This is a genomic window from Streptomyces sp. 147326 (assembly GCF_045000215.1).
Lineage (GTDB): Bacteria > Actinomycetota > Actinomycetes > Streptomycetales > Streptomycetaceae > Streptomyces.
In genome coordinates this window covers 2,836,177-2,855,402 of the sequence record NZ_CP134201.1, presented here as the reverse complement: position 1 = coordinate 2,855,402, position 19,226 = coordinate 2,836,177, and the positions used below count along the sequence as shown (strand labels likewise).

Sequence of the window (19,226 nt, the reverse complement as noted above, 5' to 3'; positions counted from 1 at the left end):
CAGTCCGTAAGCCCGTTAGGACCCCTGCCATGACTGCACAGCCCGCCAAGCCCGTGAACGACGGCTTCCGGATGCCCGCCGAGTGGACTCCCCACGAGCGCACCTGGATGGCCTGGCCCAGCCCCAACCCGACCTTCACCAACGAGCAGGAGCTCGCCGAGGCCCGCGAGGCCTGGGGCGCCGTCGCCCGCGCGGTCCTTTCGTACGAGCCCGTGACCCTGGTCGTCTCGCCCGGCGACGCCGAGGGCGCCCGCGCGATCGTCGGCGACGGCGTACAGCTGGTCGAGCAGGAGCTCGACGACGCGTGGATGCGCGACATCGGCCCGACCTTCGTCACCAACGACGCCGGCGAGATCGCGGCCGTCGACTGGACCTTCAACGGCTGGGGCGCCCAGGAGTGGGCCCGCTGGGACCACGACTCGAAGATCGCGCGGCACGTATCGGACGTGGCCGGCACCCGTACGTACAGCACCGCGCTCGTCAACGAGGGCGGCGCCATCCACGTCGACGGCGAGGGCACCGTGCTCGTCACCGACACCGTGCAGCTGGGCGAGGGCCGCAACCCCGGCTGGACCCGCCAGCAGGTCGAGGCCGAGATCCACGCGCACCTCGGCACCACCAAGGCGATCTGGCTGCCGTACGGCCTGGCCGGCGACTACGGCACCTACGGCACCCAGGGCCACGTCGACATCGTCGCGGCCTTCGCCCGCCCCGGCGTCGTCATGGTGCACACCCAGCCCGACCCGGCCCACCCGGACCACGAGCGCTGCAAGACCATCGCCGCCATCCTGCGCGCCTCCACCGACGCGCGGGGGCGGCAACTGGAGGTCGTGGAGATCCCCGCGCCGACCGTGCTGGAGGAGGACGGCGAGTGGGTGGACTACTCCTACATCAACCACTACCTGTGCAACGGCGGCGTGGTCCTGTGCTCCTTCGACGACCCGCGCGACGAGGAGGCGGCGGAGATCTTCCGCGGACTGTTCCCCGAGCGGACCGTGACACTCGTTGACGCACGTACGATTTTCGCCGGGGGTGGCGGTATCCACTGCATCACCCAGCAGCAGCCGAAGGTCTGACCTTCGGGAACGGACAAGGAGTGGGCCATGGTGGCGGGTGGAGTACCGGTACGGGCGGCGCGCAAGAACGCGCCCCCGCGCGAGGACGTACTCGTCGCCGCCATGGCCACGATCGCCGAGCGCGGCCTGGAAGGCCTGACCATGGCCGGTCTGGGCCGCGAGGTCGGAATGAGCAGCGGCCACCTCCTCTACTACTTCCGCAGCAAGGACGAGCTCCTGCTGCAGACCCTGGAGTGGAGCGAGGCGGCACTGGGCAGCGAGCGGCGGGCCCTGCTCTCCCGGCGCGGTCCGGTCGCCGAGCGCCTGCGGGCGTACGTCGACCTGTACGTGCCCACGCAGGCCCGCGACCCGCACTGGACGCTGTGGCTGGAGGTCTGGAACCGCTCCCAGAACGCCGGCCCCCAGGAGCGCGAGCGACAGGCGGCCATCGAGGGCGCCTGGCACCGCGACCTGGTGGCACTGCTCGCCGAGGGAATCTCCCGCGGGGAGTTCCGCCCGGTGGACGCCGAGCGCGTGGCGACCCGCATCAGGGCCCTGCTCGACGGATTCAGCATCCAGCTGGCGGTGGGGCTGCCGACGGTGGACCGGCAGGAGATCCTCGACCACGTCCGTGAGTTCCTCACGGAGGCCCTCACCCCGCAGAACTAGCCCCGCCGGCGTTTGAGGCGCGGGGCCCGGAGCAGAGCCCCGCAACGGCGCCGCGGTCGCCCGTGGTGCCCCGCTCGAACACCGGCGCGGCCCGCTGCCCGCATGCTGAGATCCCCGTCCATCCGCGGCGAGCGTTGTGGCACACTGCCTGCGTGCCTGCTCAGCTCATGATTATCGCCAGCAGCGCGCCGGTCCCCAGTGGCCGCTGAACCGCGGAAGAACTTCGCGGAAGCGGCCACCGTGCCTCGGACCCGCGCGCAGACCTCTCGCTACCCGCGAGGGGTTTTTTCGTTTCCCGGACCATCCAGCCGGGACCGGACCGCGCGCGATGATGGGGGCAGTGACGGCGGCCTGCCCCTTTGGCGGGCATCCGGAACCACTCATCCGACAGGAGTCAGATCAGCATGACGACGACACCAGAGGCGGCACCTGTGCGCTCAGGGGGCCTGGACGACGGCTTCCACGTCTTCGACACCACCCTGCGCGACGGCGCGCAGCGCGAGGGCATCAACCTCACGGTCGCCGACAAGCTGACGATCGCCCGGCATCTGGACGACTTCGGAGTGGGCTTCATCGAGGGCGGCTGGCCCGGCGCCAACCCCCGTGACACCGAGTTCTTCGCCCGCGCACGCGCCGAGATCGACTTCAGGAACGCCCAGCTGGTCGCCTTCGGCGCGACCCGGCGGGCGGGCGGCACGGCCGCCGCGGACCCGCAGGTGCGGGCCCTGCTGGAGTCCGGCGCCCCCGTGATCACGCTCGTCGCCAAGTCCCACGACCGCCACGTGGAACTCGCCCTGCGCACCACCCTGGACGAGAACCTGGAGATGGTCCGCGACACCGTCTCCCACCTGGTCGAGCAGGGCCGCCGCGTCTTCGTCGACTGCGAGCACTTCTTCGACGGCTACCGGGCCAACGCCGAGTACGCGAAGGCCGTCGTCCGCACCGCCCACGAGGCCGGCGCCGACGTGGTCATCCTCTGCGACACAAACGGCGGCATGCTGCCCGCCCAGGTGACGGCCACCGTCGCCACCGTCCTCGCCGACACCGGCGCACGCCTGGGCATCCACGCCCAGGACGACACCGGCTGCGCCGTCGCCAACACCCTGGCCGCCGTGGACGCGGGCGCCACGCACGTCCAGTGCACGGCCAACGGCTACGGCGAGCGCGTCGGCAACGCGAACCTGTTCCCCGTCGTCGCCGCCCTGGAGATCAAGTACGGGCGCAAGGTGCTCCCCGAGGGCGCGCTCGCCGAGATGACCCGCATCTCGCACGCCATCGCCGAGGTCGTGAACCTCACCCCGTCCACGCACCAGCCGTACGTCGGCGTCTCCGCCTTCGCGCACAAGGCGGGCCTGCACGCCTCGGCGATCAAGGTCGACCCCGACCTCTACCAGCACATCGACCCCGAGCGGGTCGGCAACACCATGCGGATGCTGGTCTCCGACATGGCCGGCCGCGCCTCCATCGAGCTCAAGGGCAAGGAGCTCGGCGTCGAGCTCGGCGGGGACCGCGCGCTGATCTCCCGGGTCGTGGAGCGGGTCAAGGAGCGGGAGCTCAAGGGCTACACGTACGAGGCCGCCGACGCCTCCTTCGAGCTGCTGCTGCGCGCCGAGGCCGAGGGCCGGGCCCGCAAGTACTTCCGCATCGAGTCCTGGCGGGCGATCGTCGAGGACCGGCCGGACGGCACCCACGCCAACGAGGCCACGGTCAAGCTGTGGGCGAAGGGCGAGCGGATCGTCGCGACGGCCGAGGGCAACGGCCCGGTCAACGCGCTGGACCGGGCGCTGCGGGTGGCGCTGGAGCGGTTCTACCCGCAGCTGGCCAAGTTCGAGCTGGTCGACTACAAGGTCCGCATCCTGGAGGGCACGTACGGCACGGAGTCCACGACCCGCGTGCTGATCGCCACGACGGACGGCGTCCGCGAGTGGTCCACGGTCGGTGTCGCCCCGAACGTGATCGCCGCTTCCTGGCAGGCCCTGGAGGACGCGTTCACGTACGGCCTCCTGCACGCGGGCGTCGAACCGGCCGAATGATCACAGGCCCTTATGTCCTACTCACACAGGAAAGGTCCGGTTCGGGTAGCGTCATTCGTATGAGGACCAGGCTTATATCCGTACGTTTTGGATCAGTGCTGGCCGGTCTGCTGCTGGCCCTGTCGGGGACCGCGCTCGCGGTCGCCCCGCAGGCGTCGGCGGCGACCGGGGTCGCCGCCGTGGGGGAGGCCCTCAAGGATGGGCCCGTCTACGTGGACCCCCGGATGCAGGCGCAGCTGCCGCAGGCCGAGGCCGACGCGCTCGCGAAGAAGATCAAGGACGCGGGGAAGCCGGTGTTCGTCGCCGTGCTGCCCGCGACGGACGAGTTCCCCGCCGACAAGGTGTTCGGTGCCGTCAGGTCCGAGACCGGTATCACCGGGCTCTACGCGATCCGGCTCGGCGACGGCTTCAGCGCCCGCGCCGACCGGGCGGTCATGCCGGCCAACGCCGTAAGCAACCTCACCGACGCGGTGAAGGTGGGGACGCCCGACGCGGCGACCCAGCTCGACAACTTCGTCGACCAGGCCCTGAGCCAGGCCAAGGGCACTGCCCCGGCCTCCTGGGGCACCACGGGCAGTGACGCCGGCGCCCCCGTCGGCGGGCTGATCACCCTCGGCGCGGTGGCCGCCATCGGCGGCGGTGGCGCGTACGCGCTGGTCCGCCGCAACCGGAAGAAGAAGGAAGAGGCCAGGCGCGCGGCCCTGGAGCGCCTCAGCGTGGTCGTCGACGAGGACATCACGGCCTTCGGCGAGGAGCTCGACCGGCTCGACTTCCACCCCGGCGAGCCCGGCGCCGACGACGCCATGCGCAAGGACTTCGAGCAGGGGCTCGACTCGTACGACAAGGCCAAGCAGATCATGGGCTCGGTGCGGTACCCCGAAGAGGTCAAGGGCGTCACCCAGGCCCTGGAGGACGGCCGGTACGCCCTGGCCTGCCTGGACGCGCGCCGGCAGGGGAAGCCGGTGCCCGAGCGCCGGTCGCCCTGCTTCTTCGACCCGCGTCACGGGCCGAGCGCCGAGGACGCCACCTGGGCTCCGGCCGGCGGGGCGGCCCGTACCGTGCCCGTCTGCACGGCGGACGCCGTGCGGCTGCGCGACGGCCTGGACCCGGCGGTCCGAACGGTCGACACCGACCACGGTCCGCGGCCGTACTACGACGCCGGCCCGGCGTACGGTCCCTGGGCCGGCGGCTACTTCGGCGGCGGCATCCTGCCCGGTCTGCTCGTGGGCACGATGCTCGGTTCGATGATGTCCAGCCCCGCTTACGCCTCGGACCTCGGGGGCGGCATGGGCGGAGGCTTCGACGGCGGGGACGTCTCGGGGGCCGACTTCAACCCGTCCGACTTCGGCGGCGGGGACTTCGGCGGCGGTGGCGGTTTCGACGGGGGCGGCGGCTTCGACGGCGGGGGCGGCTTCTAGCCGCCCCCCGGAGGTTCGCCGGATCCAGCCGGTCAGCCCTGCTTGATGGCCGAGATGTCGAAGGTCAGCTTCACCTTGTCGCTGACCATGACACCGCCGGCCTCCAGCGCGGCGTTCCAGGTCAGGCCCCAGTCGGAGCGCAGGATCTCGGCGGAGCCCTCGAAGCCGACGCGCTCGTTGCCGTAGACGTCCTTGGCCGAGCCCGTGAACTCCAGGTCGATGGCGAGCGGCCGCGTGACGTCCTTGATCGTCAGCTCGCCGGTGATGCGGTAGGCGTCCCCGCCCAGCTGGCGCGCCTCGGTGGAGCGGAAGGTCATCAGCGGGAAGAGCTCGGCGTCGAAGAAGTCGCTGCCCAGCAGGTGCGCGTCGCGGTCGGCGATGCCGGTGCTGACCGACGGGATCTTGACGTCGATGGCGGCCGTGGAGCGGGCCGGGTCGGCGCCGTCCAGGTGCAGGGTGCCCTCGTGCTCCGCGAAGGAGCCGCGGACGTTGGTGACCATGGCGTGGCGGACGGTGAAGCCGATGCTGCTGTGGGCGGCGTCGATGACGTAGTCGCCGGTGAGGGTGGCGAGCGCCGGGTCCACGTCCAGCGTGGTGACGGCGGCGCCGGCGTTCTGGTGGTCGGCGGTCTGGCTGCGGCGGGTGAAGAGACCCATGGCCTGCTCCTCGGTAGTGTCTGGGCGTTCTGCTGGTCGGAAGAGTCTGTTGAATCTTCAACAACTTCGACAAGAACGACGCTAGACCCATTTCGTTCAAATTTCAACATCTAGGCGGGGTGTCAGGTCATTTTGTGAAAGTCCCACAATGGACGAAGGTCCCGTCTGGCGGAGTCCCTACATCCTCCGGTCGTACTGTGCGGGCCACACAGCGGAAGACTCCCGAGACTGTGCGGAATGAACGGAGGTTTTTCATCGCGATCTTCGTAAGGTCGGTACATGACCGTTGTGGACCAGACCCCGAGCGAGCCGACGGACGCCCGTGGGCGCGTGGCCGAGCTGCACTCCCTGCGCGAGCAGGCGCGGCGCGGCCCCAGTGACCGCGCGACCGAGACCCAGCACGCCAAGGGCAAGCTGACCGCCCGTGAGCGCATCGCGCTGCTCCTCGACGAAGGTTCCTTCAAGGAGGTCGAACAGCTCCGCCGCCACCGGGCGACCGGGTTCGGCCTGGAGGCCAAGAAGCCCTACACCGACGGTGTCATCACCGGCTGGGGCACGGTCGAGGGCCGCACGGTCTTCGTCTACGCGCACGACTTCCGCATCTTCGGCGGCGCCCTGGGCGAGGCCCACGCCACGAAGATCCACAAGATCATGGACATGGCCATCGCGGCCGGTGCCCCGCTGGTCTCCCTGAACGACGGCGCAGGCGCCCGTATCCAGGAGGGCGTCTCCGCCCTCGCCGGCTACGGCGGCATCTTCCAGCGCAACACCAAGGCCTCGGGCGTCATCCCGCAGATCTCGGTCATGCTGGGCCCGTGCGCCGGCGGCGCCGCGTACTCCCCGGCCCTGACGGACTTCGTCTTCATGGTCCGCGACACCTCGCAGATGTTCATCACCGGCCCGGACGTGGTCCGCGCGGTGACCGGCGAGGAGATCACCCAGAACGGCCTCGGCGGCGCCGACGTGCACGCCGAGACCTCGGGCGTCGCGCACTTCGCGTACGACGACGAGGAGACCTGCATCTCCGAGGTCCGCTACCTCATCTCGATGCTTCCCTCCAACAACCGGGAGAACCCGCCCGTCCACGAGACGAGCGACCCCGCGGACCGCCGCAGCGAGGTCCTGCTGGACCTGGTGCCCGCCGACGGCAACCGCCCGTACGACATGCTCAAGGTCATCGAGGAGATCGTCGACGAGGGCGACGTCCTGGAGATCCACGAGCGCTGGGCCCGCAACATCATCTGCGCCCTGGCCCGGATGAACGGCCAGGTCGTCGGCATCGTCGCCAACCAGCCCGGCCACCTCGCCGGAGTCCTGGACATCGAGGCCTCCGAGAAGGCCGCGCGCTTCGTCCAGATGTGCGACGCCTTCAACATCCCGATCGTCACCCTGCTGGACGTCCCCGGCTTCCTGCCGGGCGTCGACCAGGAGCACGGCGGCATCATCCGCCACGGCGCCAAGCTGCTGTACGCGTACTGCAACGCCACCGTCCCGCGGATCTCGCTGATCCTGCGCAAGGCCTACGGCGGCGCGTACATCGTCATGGACTCCCAGTCCATCGGCGCCGACCTCACCTACGCCTGGCCCACCAACGAGATCGCCGTCATGGGCGCCGAGGGTGCCGCCAACGTCATCTTCCGCAAGCAGATCGCGGACGCCGAGGACCCCGAGGCCATGCGCGTCCGCATGGTCAAGGAGTACAAGGCCGAGCTGATGCACCCGTACTACGCGGCCGAGCGCGGCCTCGTCGACGACGTCATCGACCCCGCCGAGACCCGCGAGGTGCTCGTCAGCGCCCTCGCGATGCTCCGCAACAAGCACGCCGATCTGCCGTCCCGCAAGCACGGCAACCCGCCGCAGTAACCGCGAAGGAGACCTGCCACCACATGACCACCGCCACTGACACCCTGCTGCGCGTCGAGAAGGGCAACGCCGAGCCGGAGGAGCTGGCCGCGATCACCGCGATCCTGCTCGCCCGCGCCGCCGCCACCCCCGAGGAGACCGCGGTCCGCACGCCCCGCCAGGCCGGCTGGCGCCGTCTGGAGCGCACCCCGGGCTTCCGCGCCCCGCACAGCTGGCAGGGCTGAGTCCCCGAGCCCGGCGCAAGGCCCCGCACCCCGGACAGGGTGCGGGGCCTTGCGCGTACCCGGTCCCGGGCATCCGGGCCCGTCCCGTACGGACGGGCCCGGACACGCCGAAGGCCCCCGCGTCGTACGACACGGGGGCCTTTCGGATGCTGCGGACCGCTACCGCTACCGCAGGCGCGCCATGAGGGCGTGCTCGACGAGCGTGATGAGTGCGCTCTTGGCGTCCGCGCGGTGGCGGGCGTCGGTGGTGATGATGGGGGCGTCCGGGCCGATCTGCAGGGCCTCGCGGACTTCCTCCGGCGTGTAGGGCTGGTGCCCGTCGAAGCCGTTGAGGGCGATGACGAAGGGCAGGCCGCTGTTCTCGAAGTAGTCGACGGCGGGGAAGCAGTCGGCGAGACGGCGCGTGTCGACGAGCACGACGGCGCCGATGGCGCCGCGGACCAGGTCGTCCCACATGAACCAGAAGCGGTCCTGGCCGGGGGTACCGAAGAGGTACAGGATCAGGTCCTGGTCCAGGGTGATGCGGCCGAAGTCCATGGCGACCGTGGTGGTCGTCTTGTCACCGGTGTGGGTGAGGTCGTCGATGCCGGCGGAGGCGCTGGTCATGACGGCTTCGGTGCGCAGCGGGTTGATCTCGGACACGGCTCCGACGAACGTGGTCTTGCCCACGCCGAAGCCGCCCGCCACCACGATCTTCGCGGAGGTGGTGGAGCGAGCAGGAGCCGCTCCGCCGTTAGAGCTTGCGAAGTCCACTGAGCACCCTTTCGAGCAGTGTCACGTCTGGCTGGCCACCGGCAGACTCGTCGCCGCCGGGCTGGTGAATGGCGACAAGGCCCGCCTCCGCCAGGTCGGCGACGAGGATGCGGGCGACACCAAGAGGAATGGAGAGAAGTGCGGAGATCTCCGCGACGGATTTGATCTCCTGGCACAGGCGGCAGATGCGCTGGTGCTCGGGCAACTGCCCTTGCAGGCGCGCGGGATCGGCCGTGGTACTGACCAGCGCCTCGATGGCGAGCTGGTAGCGCGGCCGAGTACGGCCGCCGGTCATCGCGTACGGGCGCACCAGCGGATTGTGGGCCTTCGGCGCCGGCTGCCGTGCGGCGCGCGGAGGCTGCTGCGGCATCTGGTGCTGGGGCTGCTGGGGCTGTCCGTACGGCTGCTGTTGGTACGGGTTCTGCTCCGGCACGGGCCGGCTGGGAGCGGAAGGGAAGTTGAAGCGGTTCTGGTCGTGCCCACCCTGCGGCTGCTGCGCGCCGCCATAAGGATGTCCTCCGGGTGTTGTCACGTTTCCTCCTCCGACTCCAAGTACGCAGTACTCCCTGTGGAACCGCGCCACCGCACCCTATGGTGCGATGGCGCGAAACGCACTGCCTGTCTGCTAGTTGAGAAGACTTCCCTGCAGTTCGGCGCGCAGGTCCGGGGTCAGGACACTGCCCGCACGATCCACCAGAAGGGCCATCTCGTAGCCCACGAGGCCGATGTCGCACTCGGGGTGCGCGAGCACCGCGAGCGACGATCCGTCCGAGACGGACATGAGGAAAAGGAATCCCCGGTCCATCTCGACCACGGTCTGGTTGACGGCGCCACCCTCGAAGATGCGGGAGGCCCCGGCGGTCAGCGAGGTCAGACCGGAGGCCACGGCCGCCAGCTGATCGGCGCGGTCGCGCGGAAACCCGTCGGACATCGCCAGAAGAAGGCCGTCGGCGGAGACCACCACCGTGTGGGACACCCCTGGGGTGTTGTCCACGAAGTTGGTGATCAACCAGTTCAGGTTCTGTGCCGCCTGGCTCATCGGGCTCACACTAACGCTCCTGGTCATAGCTGTTACTTGACTGCTCAGAACCCGCGCTGCGTCCCTGCTGGACACCTCGCCGCAGGTTGCTCAACCTGCCGCGGACGTCCTCCGGAGCGCGGGAGACCTGGGGGCCGCCCTGCGGGGTCGTCTCCGCTGCGCCCTCGACCAGGTTGGCCTTGGGCACGCGCCGAGGGAGACCGGACGGGGTGACCCCGCCAGCCTTCGGCTCACGGAGTTTGGCGGCCTGCTGCCAGCGCTCGTCGTTACCCGAGCGCCAGTCGGTGCCGCCTTCCTTCCCCTGCTCCGGAGCGGCGGGCTGCTGCTGACGCGGCGACCGCTGTTCGAAGAGGGATCCGGTGGACTCCGCTTCCTGCTGTGCCGGCTGCCACTGCTGCTGGCTGCCGCGGCGCGGCAGGCCCGCTCCGGTCATCACATGACCGGTGTCAGCAGCGGCGCCCGGACGGTCGAAGCCTACGCGTTCCGCGGCCGGTTCGGGGACGGCCTGGGATTCCGATTCGGTCCCGTAATCCTGCTGGTAGGCAGCCGGATACGTGTTCTGATCGGGCCACTCGGCCTGCTCCGACCGGGCTTCGTAGCCATTGTCGTAGCCCTGGGCGGCCGACTGCTGGTCGGGGTAGCCGTCTTCCGTATAACCGTAGTCCTGCTGCGGGTACGCCTCGTAGCCCTGCTGTGCCTGCTGAGCCTCGTAGGAGGGGTCGTAGGCCTGTCCGGACTGCTGTTCGTAGCCCTGGTACTCCTGGTACCCGTGCTCCGGCTGTGGTTCCGGATACTCCTGGGCGGGCTGGTCGGCGTACTGCTGCTGGTCCTGCGGGTAGCCCACCTGGGCGGCCAGCGCGGCCCGGCGCTCCTGCTGTCCCAGGGACCGGCCGACCGGGTCGGCCGGGAGGCCGTCGGCGCCCTGCTGGTCGTACCGCGAGTCGTCGAAACCGAGTTCGGCGGCGGTGCGCAGCGGGGCGGCCTGCTGGGCCTTCTGCTCCGGGATGATCTGGGAGACCGTGAAGTCGTCGTCCGGCAGGCCCTCGCCACCGCCACCGTGGGTGATGGCGTCGGGGAGCATGACCAGCGAGGTGGTGCCGGCCGCCTCGCCCGAGGGGCGCAGCTGGACGCGGATGCTGTGGCGGTCCGCCAGCCGGCCGACCACGAACAGACCCATGCGCTGCGAGATCGCGGCGTCCACGGTCGGCGGGTTGGCCAGCTTGTGGTTGATGTCCGCGAAGTCCTCGGCGGTGAGGCCGATGCCCTTGTCGTGGATCTCGACCATCACGCGGCCGTCGGGAAGACGGGTCGCGTTGACGCGGACCTTGGTCTGCGGGGAGGAGAACGTGGTGGCGTTCTCCAGCAGCTCGGCGAGCAGGTGCACGAGGTCGGTCACGGCCTGGCCGTGGATCTCGGCCTCGGAGACGCCCGAGAGCTCGATGCGCTCGTACTGCTCCACCTCGGAGGAGGCGGCGCGCAGCACGTCGACGAGGGGCACCGGCTGGTCCCAGCGGCGGCCCGGCTCCTCCCCCGCGAGGATGAGGAGGTTCTCGCCGTTGCGGCGCATACGGGTGGCCAGGTGGTCCAGGCGGAAGAGGTTCTCCAGCTGGTCCGGGTCGGCCTCGTTGTTCTCCAGGTTGGTGATGAGGGTCAGCTGGCCCTCGATCAGCGACTGGTTGCGCATGGAGAGGTTCGTGAAGATCGCGTTGACGTTCCCTCGCAGGAGCGCCTGCTCGGCGGCGAGCCGGACGGCTTCCCGGTGGACCTGGTCGAAGGCGCGGGCGACCTCGCCGATCTCGTCCTGGGAGTCGATCGGGATCGGGAGGACACGGGTGTCGACCTTGCCCGGATCGGTGCGCGAGAGCTGGTCGACGAGCATCGGCAGGCGCTGCTCGGCGATGTCGAAGGCCGAGCTGCGCAGGCGGCGCATCGCGCGGCCCATCTGGCGGGCCATGAGGCCGGCCATGATGAAGGCGGCGAGCAGGGCCACGACCACGATGGCACCGTTGACGATCGCGTCGGTGCGGGCCTCGTCGGAGACCGCGACGGCGTCCTTGACGGCCTTGTCGAGGAGCTCCTTCTCGATCTCGTCGTAGCCGTCGAACTTGGCGGTGGCGGCGGCCTGCCAGAACAGGGGGTTCGTCCCGTTCTCGGCGAGCTTCTTCTTGCTCTCGCCGCTGGCGATCGCCTCGGTCATGCCGACGAGCGGGTTGCCGTTGGGGGCGGGCGGCGGTACGAAGCGGGTACCGGCCTGCTCGGCCTGGTGCTTGGCGTCGGCGAGCTTGGCCTTGCCCTCGTCCGACTTCTTGCCCATGACCTCCTTGAGGCGGTTCACGTCGTCCTCGGTGCCGGCCGCGACGTACTCGCCGATGGCGATTTCCTCGAGGTAGGCGTAGGAGGAGAAGGCGACGAGCTGGGCCTTGCGCACGTTCTCGTCCGTGCTGGGACGGACCAGCAGGTGGGTGCCGACGGAGCGCTGCAGCGAGTTCGCCGCCTTGGCCAGCTGGACCGCGTAGACCATGCGGCCGTACGAGGTCACGTTGCCGGTGCCGAGACCGAGCTCGTTGGCGAACTGCATGAGGTAGTGCTCGACCCCGACGTAACCCTCTTCGGTCGGGATGGGGCCCGCCGCGGAGGGGAGGTTCTTCTTGGGGGTCTCGAAGGCGGCCTGGTAGGCCTTCTCGCGGACTTCCTTGAGTTTGGGCTCTTCCGCACGGAAGAGGTCCAGACGCCGCTCCATGCCCTGGTTCTTGGGCATGTCCTGGACGGCCTTGTCGAACTTCTCCTTGGCCCCGGTGGTGACCGCGTAGGCCTTGGAGACCTGTTCGGAGTTGGTCTGGCCGTTCAGGAGGGGCTCGGCCGTGAGGTCACGCTCGTTGAGCAGTGCCTGGCTGTATTCCGAGGCCGCCTGGACGACCCGGGCTATCTGCTCGGCGTCCTTGGCTTCGTTCCACTGGTCGACTGAGCCCTTCACCTGGAAGCCGCCCATGACCAGGCCCACGAGGGCCGGCACGAGCAGGATGGCGTTCAGGCGGGTCGGCACGCGCCAGTTGCGGGGCGAGAACTTGCTGGTGCTCCCGGGGCGCGCCGGTGGCTCCACGGGCACGTCGACGGGCGACGCGGCCGCTCGCGGCGGCGGGGTGAAGTTGCCGCGCGCGGGTTCAACCGCGGGGCTTGCGTTGCTTCGCCTCACTCGACCAACAACCTTCCGGCGGTGCTACTAGCTAGTTCGTTGAATTCCAGCACGGTTAACGGCCGTGTTCCAAACAGTTGGAATCAGCCATTCCAAGATCCTTATGCCCCACGTAAATCGGACATAAAGAGCTTCCTGCGCCAAAAATAGGGGGAGTTGTGCGCGCAGCGGAACCAAGCGAACGCACCCCGTGGCCAACTGGCGGCAATTGTCTGTCGAAACGTTATGAACCGAGAGGGCGGGCCGTGTCCTATGACACAGCCCGCCCTCTCACGTTGTGAAGAACCCGTGGGACTTGAGTGGTGCCGCTTGAGCCGGGCTGCCTGCGTGGTGTTACTTGAGACGCGCCATGAGGGCGTGCTCGACGAGCGTGATGAGTGCGCTCTTGGCGTCCGCGCGGTGGCGGGCGTCGGTGGTGATGATGGGGGCGCCGGGGCCGATCTGCAGGGCCTCGCGGACTTCCTCCGGGGTGTACGGCTGGTGTCCCTCGAAGCCGTTGAGGGCCACGACGAAGGGCAGGCCGCTGTTCTCGAAGTAGTCGACGGCGGGGAAGCAGTCGGCGAGACGGCGCGTGTCGACGAGCACGACGGCGCCGATGGCGCCGCGGACCAGGTCGTCCCACATGAACCAGAAGCGGTCCTGGCCGGGGGTACCGAAGAGGTACAGGATCAGGTCCTGGTCCAGGGTGATGCGGCCGAAGTCCATGGCGACCGTGGTGGTCGTCTTGTCACCGGTGTGGGTGAGGTCGTCGATGCCGGCGGAGGCGCTGGTCATGACGGCTTCGGTGCGCAGCGGGTTGATCTCGGACACGGCTCCGACGAACGTGGTCTTGCCCACGCCGAAGCCGCCCGCCACCACGATCTTCGCGGAGGTGGTGGAGCGAGCAGGAGCCGCTCCGCTAGATGTTCCGAAGGCCACTGAGCACCCTTTCGAGCAGCGTTACGTCCGGCGTGCCGCCGGCCTCTCCATTGCCCGGCTGGTGGATGGCCACCATCCCGGCCTCCGCCAGGTCGGCGACGAGGATCCGGGCCACACCGAGCGGCATCGACAGCAGTGCGGAGACCTCGGCGACCGACTTGACCTCGCGGCACAGCGTGCAGATGCGCTGGTGCTCCGGGAGCAGGCCGGACAGGTGCATCGGATCGGCGGTGGTGCTGACCAGCGCCTCGATGGCGAGCTGGTAGCGCGGCCGAGTACGGCCGCCGGTCATCGCGTACGGACGCACCAGCGGCTGATCGCCTTCCGAGTACGAATCTCCGTACGCATCGGGGTAGGCGGGGGGCGGGGTCATGGATCCTCCGGGCTGGACAGCAGTGGTCAGCGTGCCGTCTGACGGGGCGGCCGGTGGGGGGGACTGTATGACGGCCTGGCGGGGGTACTGGATTTCGGGGCGGGGCCCCGGTCTCCCGGCCGGTAGTACCGTCCGGCCGGGAGATTGGGAAGTCAGCCGAGCAGGCTTCCCTGCAGTTCGGCGCGCAGGTCCGGAGTGAGGACACTGCCGGCGCGATCCACCAGAAGGGCCATCTCGTAGCCCACGAGGCCGATGTCGCACTCGGGGTGCGCCAGTACGGCCAGCGAGGATCCGTCCGAGACGGACATGAGGAAGAGGAATCCCCGGTCCATCTCGACCACGGTCTGGTTGACGGCGCCACCCTCGAAGATGCGGGAGGCCCCGGCGGTCAGCGAGGTCAGTCCGGAGGCCACGGCCGCCAGCTGATCGGCGCGGTCGCGGGGGAATCCTTCGGACATCGCCAGAAGGAGTCCGTCGGCGGAGACCACCACCGTGTGGGACACCCCTGGGGTGTTGTCCACGAAGTTGGTGATCAACCAGTTCAGGTTCTGTGCCGCCTGGCTCATCGAACTCAACTAACGCTCCTGCTGGTAAGTGGGGTCGATGTGGTAACTGCCGGTCGCCGGTCCGTTGTTGCCGGCCTGACGGCCCTGCTGGATACCGCGTCGGAGGTTGGTCAGACGGCCGCGGACGTCGTCCGGCGCCCGCGAGACCTGGGGACCCGCCTGCGCCTCGGCCTGCTGCTGCGCGGTGCCGGCCACGAGGTTCGCCCGCGGGACCCGGCGGGGCAGCCCCGAGGTCGTGATCCCGCCGGCGGCGGGCTGGCGCACGCGCTCGGCCTGGCGCATCAGCTCGTCGTTCGGCGAGGACTTCCAGCTGACGGTCGGCATGCTGCCGGTCGCCGCCGCGGCGGACTCGGCCGCCTGCTCCTGGCCGCGCTGCGGCAGCCGCTGCGGCGGCGCGGGGGCCGCAGCAGCGGACTGCTGCGGCTGCTGGCCCTGCTGGGGCGTCGCCGTGCCCGGTCCCTGCGCGGGGGGCTGCTGCCCCTCCTCACGGAACCAGTTCGACTCCAGCGTGTCGAATATCGGGCTGCGGCCGTCGCCGGAGCTCTGGGCCGGCGGCAGGGCCTCCGGCCGGTGAGCCTGCGGCAGGCGCGGGGTCTCCGGCCGTGCGGGCGGTACGGGTGCGTACGCGCCGCCGGGCTGCGGAGCCTGCGGCTGCACGTGCTGCGGCTGGGGCTGCTGCTGCGGGGCCTGGGGCTGCTGACGGGCGAATCCGCCGACACCGGGGCCGCCGGGCCGCTGGGGCTGGTAGCCCGGGCGCTCGAACTGTCCGGTGGTGGACGGGTCCACGGGGCCACGCACGTCCGGACGTTCGAACTGTCCCGTCGTGCTGCCCGGGGCGTCGCCCTGCGGCATCGGGGCGTTGAAGTCCGGGCGGGCGAACTCCGCCGTCGAACCGGGGCCCGAGAGCTCGTCGTGGCCGCGGGCCTGGTCGGCGCCCCAGCTGGTGGTCTGCGGGCCGGGAAGCTCCGGACGCGGGGCACCGCCGCGCGGCGGCAGCTGCGGGCGGGCACCGTTCGGAGCCTGAGCGCCCGACTGCTGCTGGGGCTGCGGCTGCTGCTGGGCCTGCTGCGGCTGCTGCGGTCGCTCGAAGCCGTTGCCCTGCGGGAAGGCGGCAGGACCGGACGCCGAGGGCGAGGACACCGGACGGGCCTGCGGGCCGCCGCCGAATCCGCCGTTGGCGACCGGACCGCGGGCCGGCAGCGGCCCGCCGGCGCCGAAGGCACCCTGGCCCTGCCCCGCGGTGGTCGGACCCTGCTGCGGACGGCCACCGGGAGCACCCGGGCCGCCCTGCTGCGGAGGCCGCCCGCCCTGCGGGCCCTGCGGACGCTGACCGGCGCCGTCGCGGCCCGGGAGGGCGGCGCGCTGGCCGCCCGCACCGACCTGGCCGCGCTGCGGACCCGCGCCCACGGGCGGCCGTGCGGCCGCACCGGGCACGGAAGCCTGCCCGCCGGGGGCACCCTGGGCGCCACCGGGGCCGCCCTGGCCCGGCATTGGACCCGGCTTCTTGCCGCCCTGGGCGACGTCCACCGGCAGCATGACGAGGGCCGTCGTACCGCCCGAGTCGGAGGGGCGCAGCTGGATGCGGATGCCGTGTCGCAGGGACAGGCGGCCGACCACGAACAGGCCCATGCGTCGGGAGACGGAGACGTCCACGGTCGGCGGCGACGCGAGCCGCTCGTTGATCGCGGCGAGGTCCTCGGGGGAGAGGCCGATACCGGTGTCGTGGATCTCGACGAGCACACGGCCGTCGGGCAGCGCGTGACCGGTGACCTTGACCTTGGTCTGCGGGGAGGAGAACGACGTGGCGTTCTCCAGCAGCTCGGCGAGGACGTGCACGAGGTCGTTGACGACGCGGCCGGCGACGTCGGTGCCGGGCACCGAGGCCAGCTCGACGCGCTCGTACTGCTCCACCTCGGAGGCGGCGGCACGGAGCACGTCGACGAGCGGGACGGGCCGCGTCCACCGGCGGCCCGGCTCCTCGCCCGCGAGGACGAGGAGGTTTTCGCCGTTACGGCGCATGCGGGTCGCGAGGTGGTCGAGCTTGAAGAGCGAGGAGAGCTGGTCCGGGTCGGCCTCGCGCGACTCCAGTTCGGAGATGAGCGACAGCTGACGCTGGATGAGGCCCTGCGAGCGGCGCGAGAGGTTGGTGAACATCGCGTTGACGTTGCCTCGCAGGAGGGCCTGCTCGGCGGCGAGGCGGACGGCCTCGCGGTGCACGTCGTCGAACGCCGCGGCCACCTGGCCGATCTCGTCGCGGGTGTGCACGCCGACCGACTCCACGGACGTGTCCACGTCCTGCGGGTCGGACTCGGACAGCTGCTTGACGAGCTCGGGCAGCCGGTCCTGGGCGACGCGCGTCGCGGTGTCCTGCAGGCGGCGCAGCGAGCGGATCATCGAGCGGGCCATGATGAAGGCGCCGACGAGGGAGACGCCGAGGACGAGGAGGATCAGGGCACCGTTGATGATGGCGTCCTGCTGGGCCTCGTTCTTCAGCTCGCGGGCCTTCTGCTCCATCTCCTCGAGCAGGGTCAGCTCGATGACCTTCATGGCCTGGAGCTTGGTGCCGTCGGCGTCGTACCAGTCCAGCCAGGACCGGTTCTTCTCGCGGAGGAAGGCGTCCTGGCTGGTCAGCACGCGGCGCGCGTAGTGGTCGGCGGTGGAGATCTCCGAGTTGCTGTCGCCGAGGCCCGCGAGGAGTTCCTCGGTCCGGCCCTGGTAAACGAGCTCGAAGGTGGTCTTCGCCTGCTGCTCGCCCTTCTGCGCGGAGAGGGCGTAGAGCCGGTCGTTCTCCTCCAGCTTGCCCTGGCGCTCGTTGGTGTCCGGGAGCGAGGCGGCGATGATCGCGCGCTGGATGGAGGCGTACTCCTTGGCGGCGGAGAATGCCGCCAGGGCGCGCGTGCGCTTGATCATCTCGGGGTTGGAGGTGGCCTGGGCCATGTCCTGGGAGAGCGAGAGCAGCGAGACGATCATCGCGTTGTACTCGCTGACGGTCTGCTGGGCGCCGTTGATGTACGCCTTGTCGCGGACCGTCTGGATGTTCGTGAGCTGACGGCCGATCTGCAGGACGTTGTTGCGGATCGACTTGAGGGTGTCGTCCTTCGCGCCCGTGCTGTCGACCTTGTCGGTCGCCGCGGCGAAGGACTTGGCGGCGGTGTCGGTCTGCTGGCGGACGACGTCGACCTGGCTGGTGCTCTTGCCCTTGGAGAGGGAGAGGGGACCCGCGGAGAGGTCGCGCTCCTCCTGGAGCATGGCGGCCAGGTTGGTGGCCTGCCGGGTCATCGTCGTCAGCAGCTGCATGTGCTCCAGCTGCGCGATGTCGTTGAGCGAGTCGTTGATGCGGAAGCCACCGAGCGTGGTGGCGGCGACGACCGGCAGGGTCAGCAGCGACACGAGTCGCGTGCTGATGCGCCAGTTCTGCATGGCGAGACGAGAGCCGGGCCCACTGGGGGCCTTCGGTATCGCCACGTCCTGCTCAGCCGGCCCGGCCTTGGCCTTGCCTGCCTTGGCGGTCTTCCCACGGCCCTTCGCCTTCACCGCGGCGGAGGAGTCGGGGCCTGCGCCCTCGACAGCCGGCCCGCGGTTCTGGGCGTGCTGGGGCGAGGAGCCACGGTCGGTCCCGCCGCGCGGCTCCTGCTCCGCCGCAGCGCTGCCATCCCTCTTGAATCGGCCCTGCACTAGCGTCGCAACCTCTGGACCAGGCGTCCCGCCGGGCGACCGGTGGGACGGTGTCGAGTCGTGGGGCACGTGCGGCCCCATGGTGGTCGTCGGTGACCGGCGCGTCTCCCTCTCCTTGCCGCCGCGCTCGGCGCTGAGTCGCGCCACCTGCGCGCCGGCTGTTTCCCGCGGCGGTCCCGCGAATTCCAGCACAGTGGAGGATCTCCAACAAGGTGCGCGTGTCGGCCCGGAGAGTTGGTCACGGCTTGTGACAGACGCGCTACGCGATGTGTGACCGCATTCGGTAGAAACCGGACTTACGTCATCCAAACAACATGGCTGGCAAGGTGTCCCAGTCGCGATGATCAGGAGCGGAATGGCGCATTCAGTGGCGCAATGTCCGTTTCGCCGGGTGAAGTTGACTGTCCATTATGCCTTGAATGTCCGGTCACGGGTGAGCAAACTCACACAGCCATGGCCATTACTTCCTGGTTCGGCGGGGGATTCAGATGTTTAGCCTTGCCCCTTAAAGGGTTGGCGCCAGGGTTGGTGCATCGACAGCCGACACTCACAGATCGAACCGAGGACCCCGAACTCCCATGAAGACGACGATGATGTTCCGCAACATAGCCAACCCCCGCCGCACCACCCTCGCGCACCTCAAGGACGCCGAGGAGCTGCAGGCGGCGCCGGCCACCCCGGAACACTCCGTCGAGCTGCCGACGCAGACCGCCAACCCGCGCCGCACGGTCCTGATGGACGCACCGGTCGCCGTCGCCGCGCAGTAGCCGTACGGCTGCGGAACGCGAAGC

Annotated in this window: 16 protein-coding genes; 7 read left to right on the top strand and 9 right to left on the bottom strand. The window is 70.2% G+C overall.

All coding sequences use genetic code 11. The features are described from left to right. Positions 1-29 precede the first annotated feature (29 nt). The 4 genes from RIU97_RS12375 to RIU97_RS12360 all read left to right on the top strand — a co-directional run bounded on the left by RIU97_RS12375 (position 30) and on the right by RIU97_RS12360 (position 5,175). Positions 30-1,076: an agmatine/peptidylarginine deiminase gene (locus RIU97_RS12375; RefSeq protein ID WP_404956143.1), complete on the top strand. Its 1,047-nt coding sequence runs from the start codon at positions 30-32 to the stop codon at positions 1,074-1,076. A gap of 27 nt (positions 1,077-1,103) precedes the next feature. After that, positions 1,104-1,724, top strand: coding sequence for a TetR/AcrR family transcriptional regulator (locus tag RIU97_RS12370; protein WP_327416617.1), 621 nt, complete (start codon positions 1,104-1,106; stop codon positions 1,722-1,724). Between the two features lie 404 nt (positions 1,725-2,128). Beyond that, complete coding sequence (cimA, locus tag RIU97_RS12365) at positions 2,129-3,757, top strand: citramalate synthase (protein ID WP_404956141.1); 1,629 nt, start codon at positions 2,129-2,131, stop codon at positions 3,755-3,757. Positions 3,758-3,816: 59 nt separating this feature from the next. Next, positions 3,817-5,175 (top strand): hypothetical protein, encoded by a 1,359-nt coding sequence (locus RIU97_RS12360; protein ID WP_404956138.1) that lies wholly within the window; start codon positions 3,817-3,819, stop codon positions 5,173-5,175. 32 nt (positions 5,176-5,207) lie between these two features. On the opposite strand, the gene RIU97_RS12355 is transcribed toward RIU97_RS12360, so the two are convergent. Further along, on the bottom strand, positions 5,208-5,831 hold the full coding sequence (locus RIU97_RS12355) for a YceI family protein (protein ID WP_404956136.1): 624 nt from the start codon (positions 5,829-5,831) through the stop codon (positions 5,208-5,210). Between the two features lie 279 nt (positions 5,832-6,110). Between RIU97_RS12355 and RIU97_RS12350 the strand changes: the two genes are divergently transcribed. Both RIU97_RS12350 and RIU97_RS12345 read left to right on the top strand, forming a co-directional pair. Continuing rightward, positions 6,111-7,694 (top strand): acyl-CoA carboxylase subunit beta, encoded by a 1,584-nt coding sequence (locus RIU97_RS12350; RefSeq protein WP_319722195.1) that lies wholly within the window; start codon positions 6,111-6,113, stop codon positions 7,692-7,694. Positions 7,695-7,717: 23 nt separating this feature from the next. After that, positions 7,718-7,918, top strand: coding sequence for an acyl-CoA carboxylase subunit epsilon (locus tag RIU97_RS12345; protein ID WP_030708431.1), 201 nt, complete (start codon positions 7,718-7,720; stop codon positions 7,916-7,918). A 165-nt stretch (positions 7,919-8,083) separates the two neighbouring features. Here the strand turns inward: RIU97_RS12345 and RIU97_RS12340 are convergent, their stop codons facing one another. The 8 genes from RIU97_RS12340 to RIU97_RS12305 all read right to left on the bottom strand — a co-directional run bounded on the left by RIU97_RS12340 (position 8,084) and on the right by RIU97_RS12305 (position 18,435). Then, positions 8,084-8,671, bottom strand: a complete 588-nt coding sequence (locus RIU97_RS12340) for an ATP/GTP-binding protein (protein ID WP_073911148.1) — start codon at positions 8,669-8,671, stop codon at positions 8,084-8,086. Beyond that, complete coding sequence (locus RIU97_RS12335) at positions 8,652-9,203, bottom strand: DUF742 domain-containing protein (RefSeq protein WP_404956133.1); 552 nt, start codon at positions 9,201-9,203, stop codon at positions 8,652-8,654. Before RIU97_RS12335 ends, RIU97_RS12340 begins: the two co-directional genes overlap by 20 nt. A 93-nt stretch (positions 9,204-9,296) precedes the next feature. Beyond that, positions 9,297-9,710, bottom strand: a complete 414-nt coding sequence (locus tag RIU97_RS12330; protein WP_030037347.1) for a roadblock/LC7 domain-containing protein — start codon at positions 9,708-9,710, stop codon at positions 9,297-9,299. A gap of 10 nt (positions 9,711-9,720) precedes the next feature. After that, positions 9,721-12,903, bottom strand: a complete 3,183-nt coding sequence (locus tag RIU97_RS12325) for a nitrate- and nitrite sensing domain-containing protein (protein WP_404956130.1) — start codon at positions 12,901-12,903, stop codon at positions 9,721-9,723. 333 nt (positions 12,904-13,236) lie between these two features. After that, the gene (locus RIU97_RS12320; RefSeq protein WP_326587834.1) at positions 13,237-13,821 is read right to left on the bottom strand and encodes an ATP/GTP-binding protein; all 585 of its coding nucleotides are present in this window, start codon (positions 13,819-13,821) and stop codon (positions 13,237-13,239) included. Beyond that, a complete protein-coding gene (locus tag RIU97_RS12315; RefSeq protein ID WP_030037344.1) occupies positions 13,802-14,194 on the bottom strand; it encodes a DUF742 domain-containing protein in 393 nt (130 codons plus the stop codon). Before RIU97_RS12315 ends, RIU97_RS12320 begins: the two co-directional genes overlap by 20 nt. Positions 14,195-14,346: 152 nt before the next feature. Further along, positions 14,347-14,760: a roadblock/LC7 domain-containing protein gene (locus RIU97_RS12310; protein WP_030708442.1), complete on the bottom strand. Its 414-nt coding sequence runs from the start codon at positions 14,758-14,760 to the stop codon at positions 14,347-14,349. A 9-nt stretch (positions 14,761-14,769) separates the two neighbouring features. Then, a complete protein-coding gene (locus tag RIU97_RS12305; RefSeq protein ID WP_404956127.1) occupies positions 14,770-18,435 on the bottom strand; it encodes a nitrate- and nitrite sensing domain-containing protein in 3,666 nt (1,221 codons plus the stop codon). Between the two features lie 578 nt (positions 18,436-19,013). On the opposite strand from RIU97_RS12305, the gene RIU97_RS12300 reads away from it, so the two are divergent. Next, a complete protein-coding gene (locus RIU97_RS12300; RefSeq protein WP_319722191.1) occupies positions 19,014-19,202 on the top strand; it encodes a hypothetical protein in 189 nt (62 codons plus the stop codon). Positions 19,203-19,226: the final 24 nt, after the last annotated feature.

Coding starts and splice junctions, on each gene's coding strand:
- RIU97_RS12355 (WP_404956136.1), bottom strand. CDS start 5,831: ATGGGTCTCTTCACCCGCCGCAGCCAGACCGCCGACCACCAGAACGCC.
- RIU97_RS12360 (WP_404956138.1), top strand. CDS start 3,817: ATGAGGACCAGGCTTATATCCGTACGTTTTGGATCAGTGCTGGCCGGT.
- RIU97_RS12375 (WP_404956143.1), top strand. CDS start 30: ATGACTGCACAGCCCGCCAAGCCCGTGAACGACGGCTTCCGGATGCCC.
- RIU97_RS12345 (WP_030708431.1), top strand. CDS start 7,718: ATGACCACCGCCACTGACACCCTGCTGCGCGTCGAGAAGGGCAACGCC.
- cimA (WP_404956141.1), top strand. CDS start 2,129: ATGACGACGACACCAGAGGCGGCACCTGTGCGCTCAGGGGGCCTGGAC.
- RIU97_RS12330 (WP_030037347.1), bottom strand. CDS start 9,710: ATGAGCCAGGCGGCACAGAACCTGAACTGGTTGATCACCAACTTCGTG.
- RIU97_RS12370 (WP_327416617.1), top strand. CDS start 1,104: ATGGTGGCGGGTGGAGTACCGGTACGGGCGGCGCGCAAGAACGCGCCC.
- RIU97_RS12300 (WP_319722191.1), top strand. CDS start 19,014: ATGAAGACGACGATGATGTTCCGCAACATAGCCAACCCCCGCCGCACC.
- RIU97_RS12350 (WP_319722195.1), top strand. CDS start 6,111: ATGACCGTTGTGGACCAGACCCCGAGCGAGCCGACGGACGCCCGTGGG.
- RIU97_RS12310 (WP_030708442.1), bottom strand. CDS start 14,760: ATGAGCCAGGCGGCACAGAACCTGAACTGGTTGATCACCAACTTCGTG.
- RIU97_RS12315 (WP_030037344.1), bottom strand. CDS start 14,194: ATGACCCCGCCCCCCGCCTACCCCGATGCGTACGGAGATTCGTACTCG.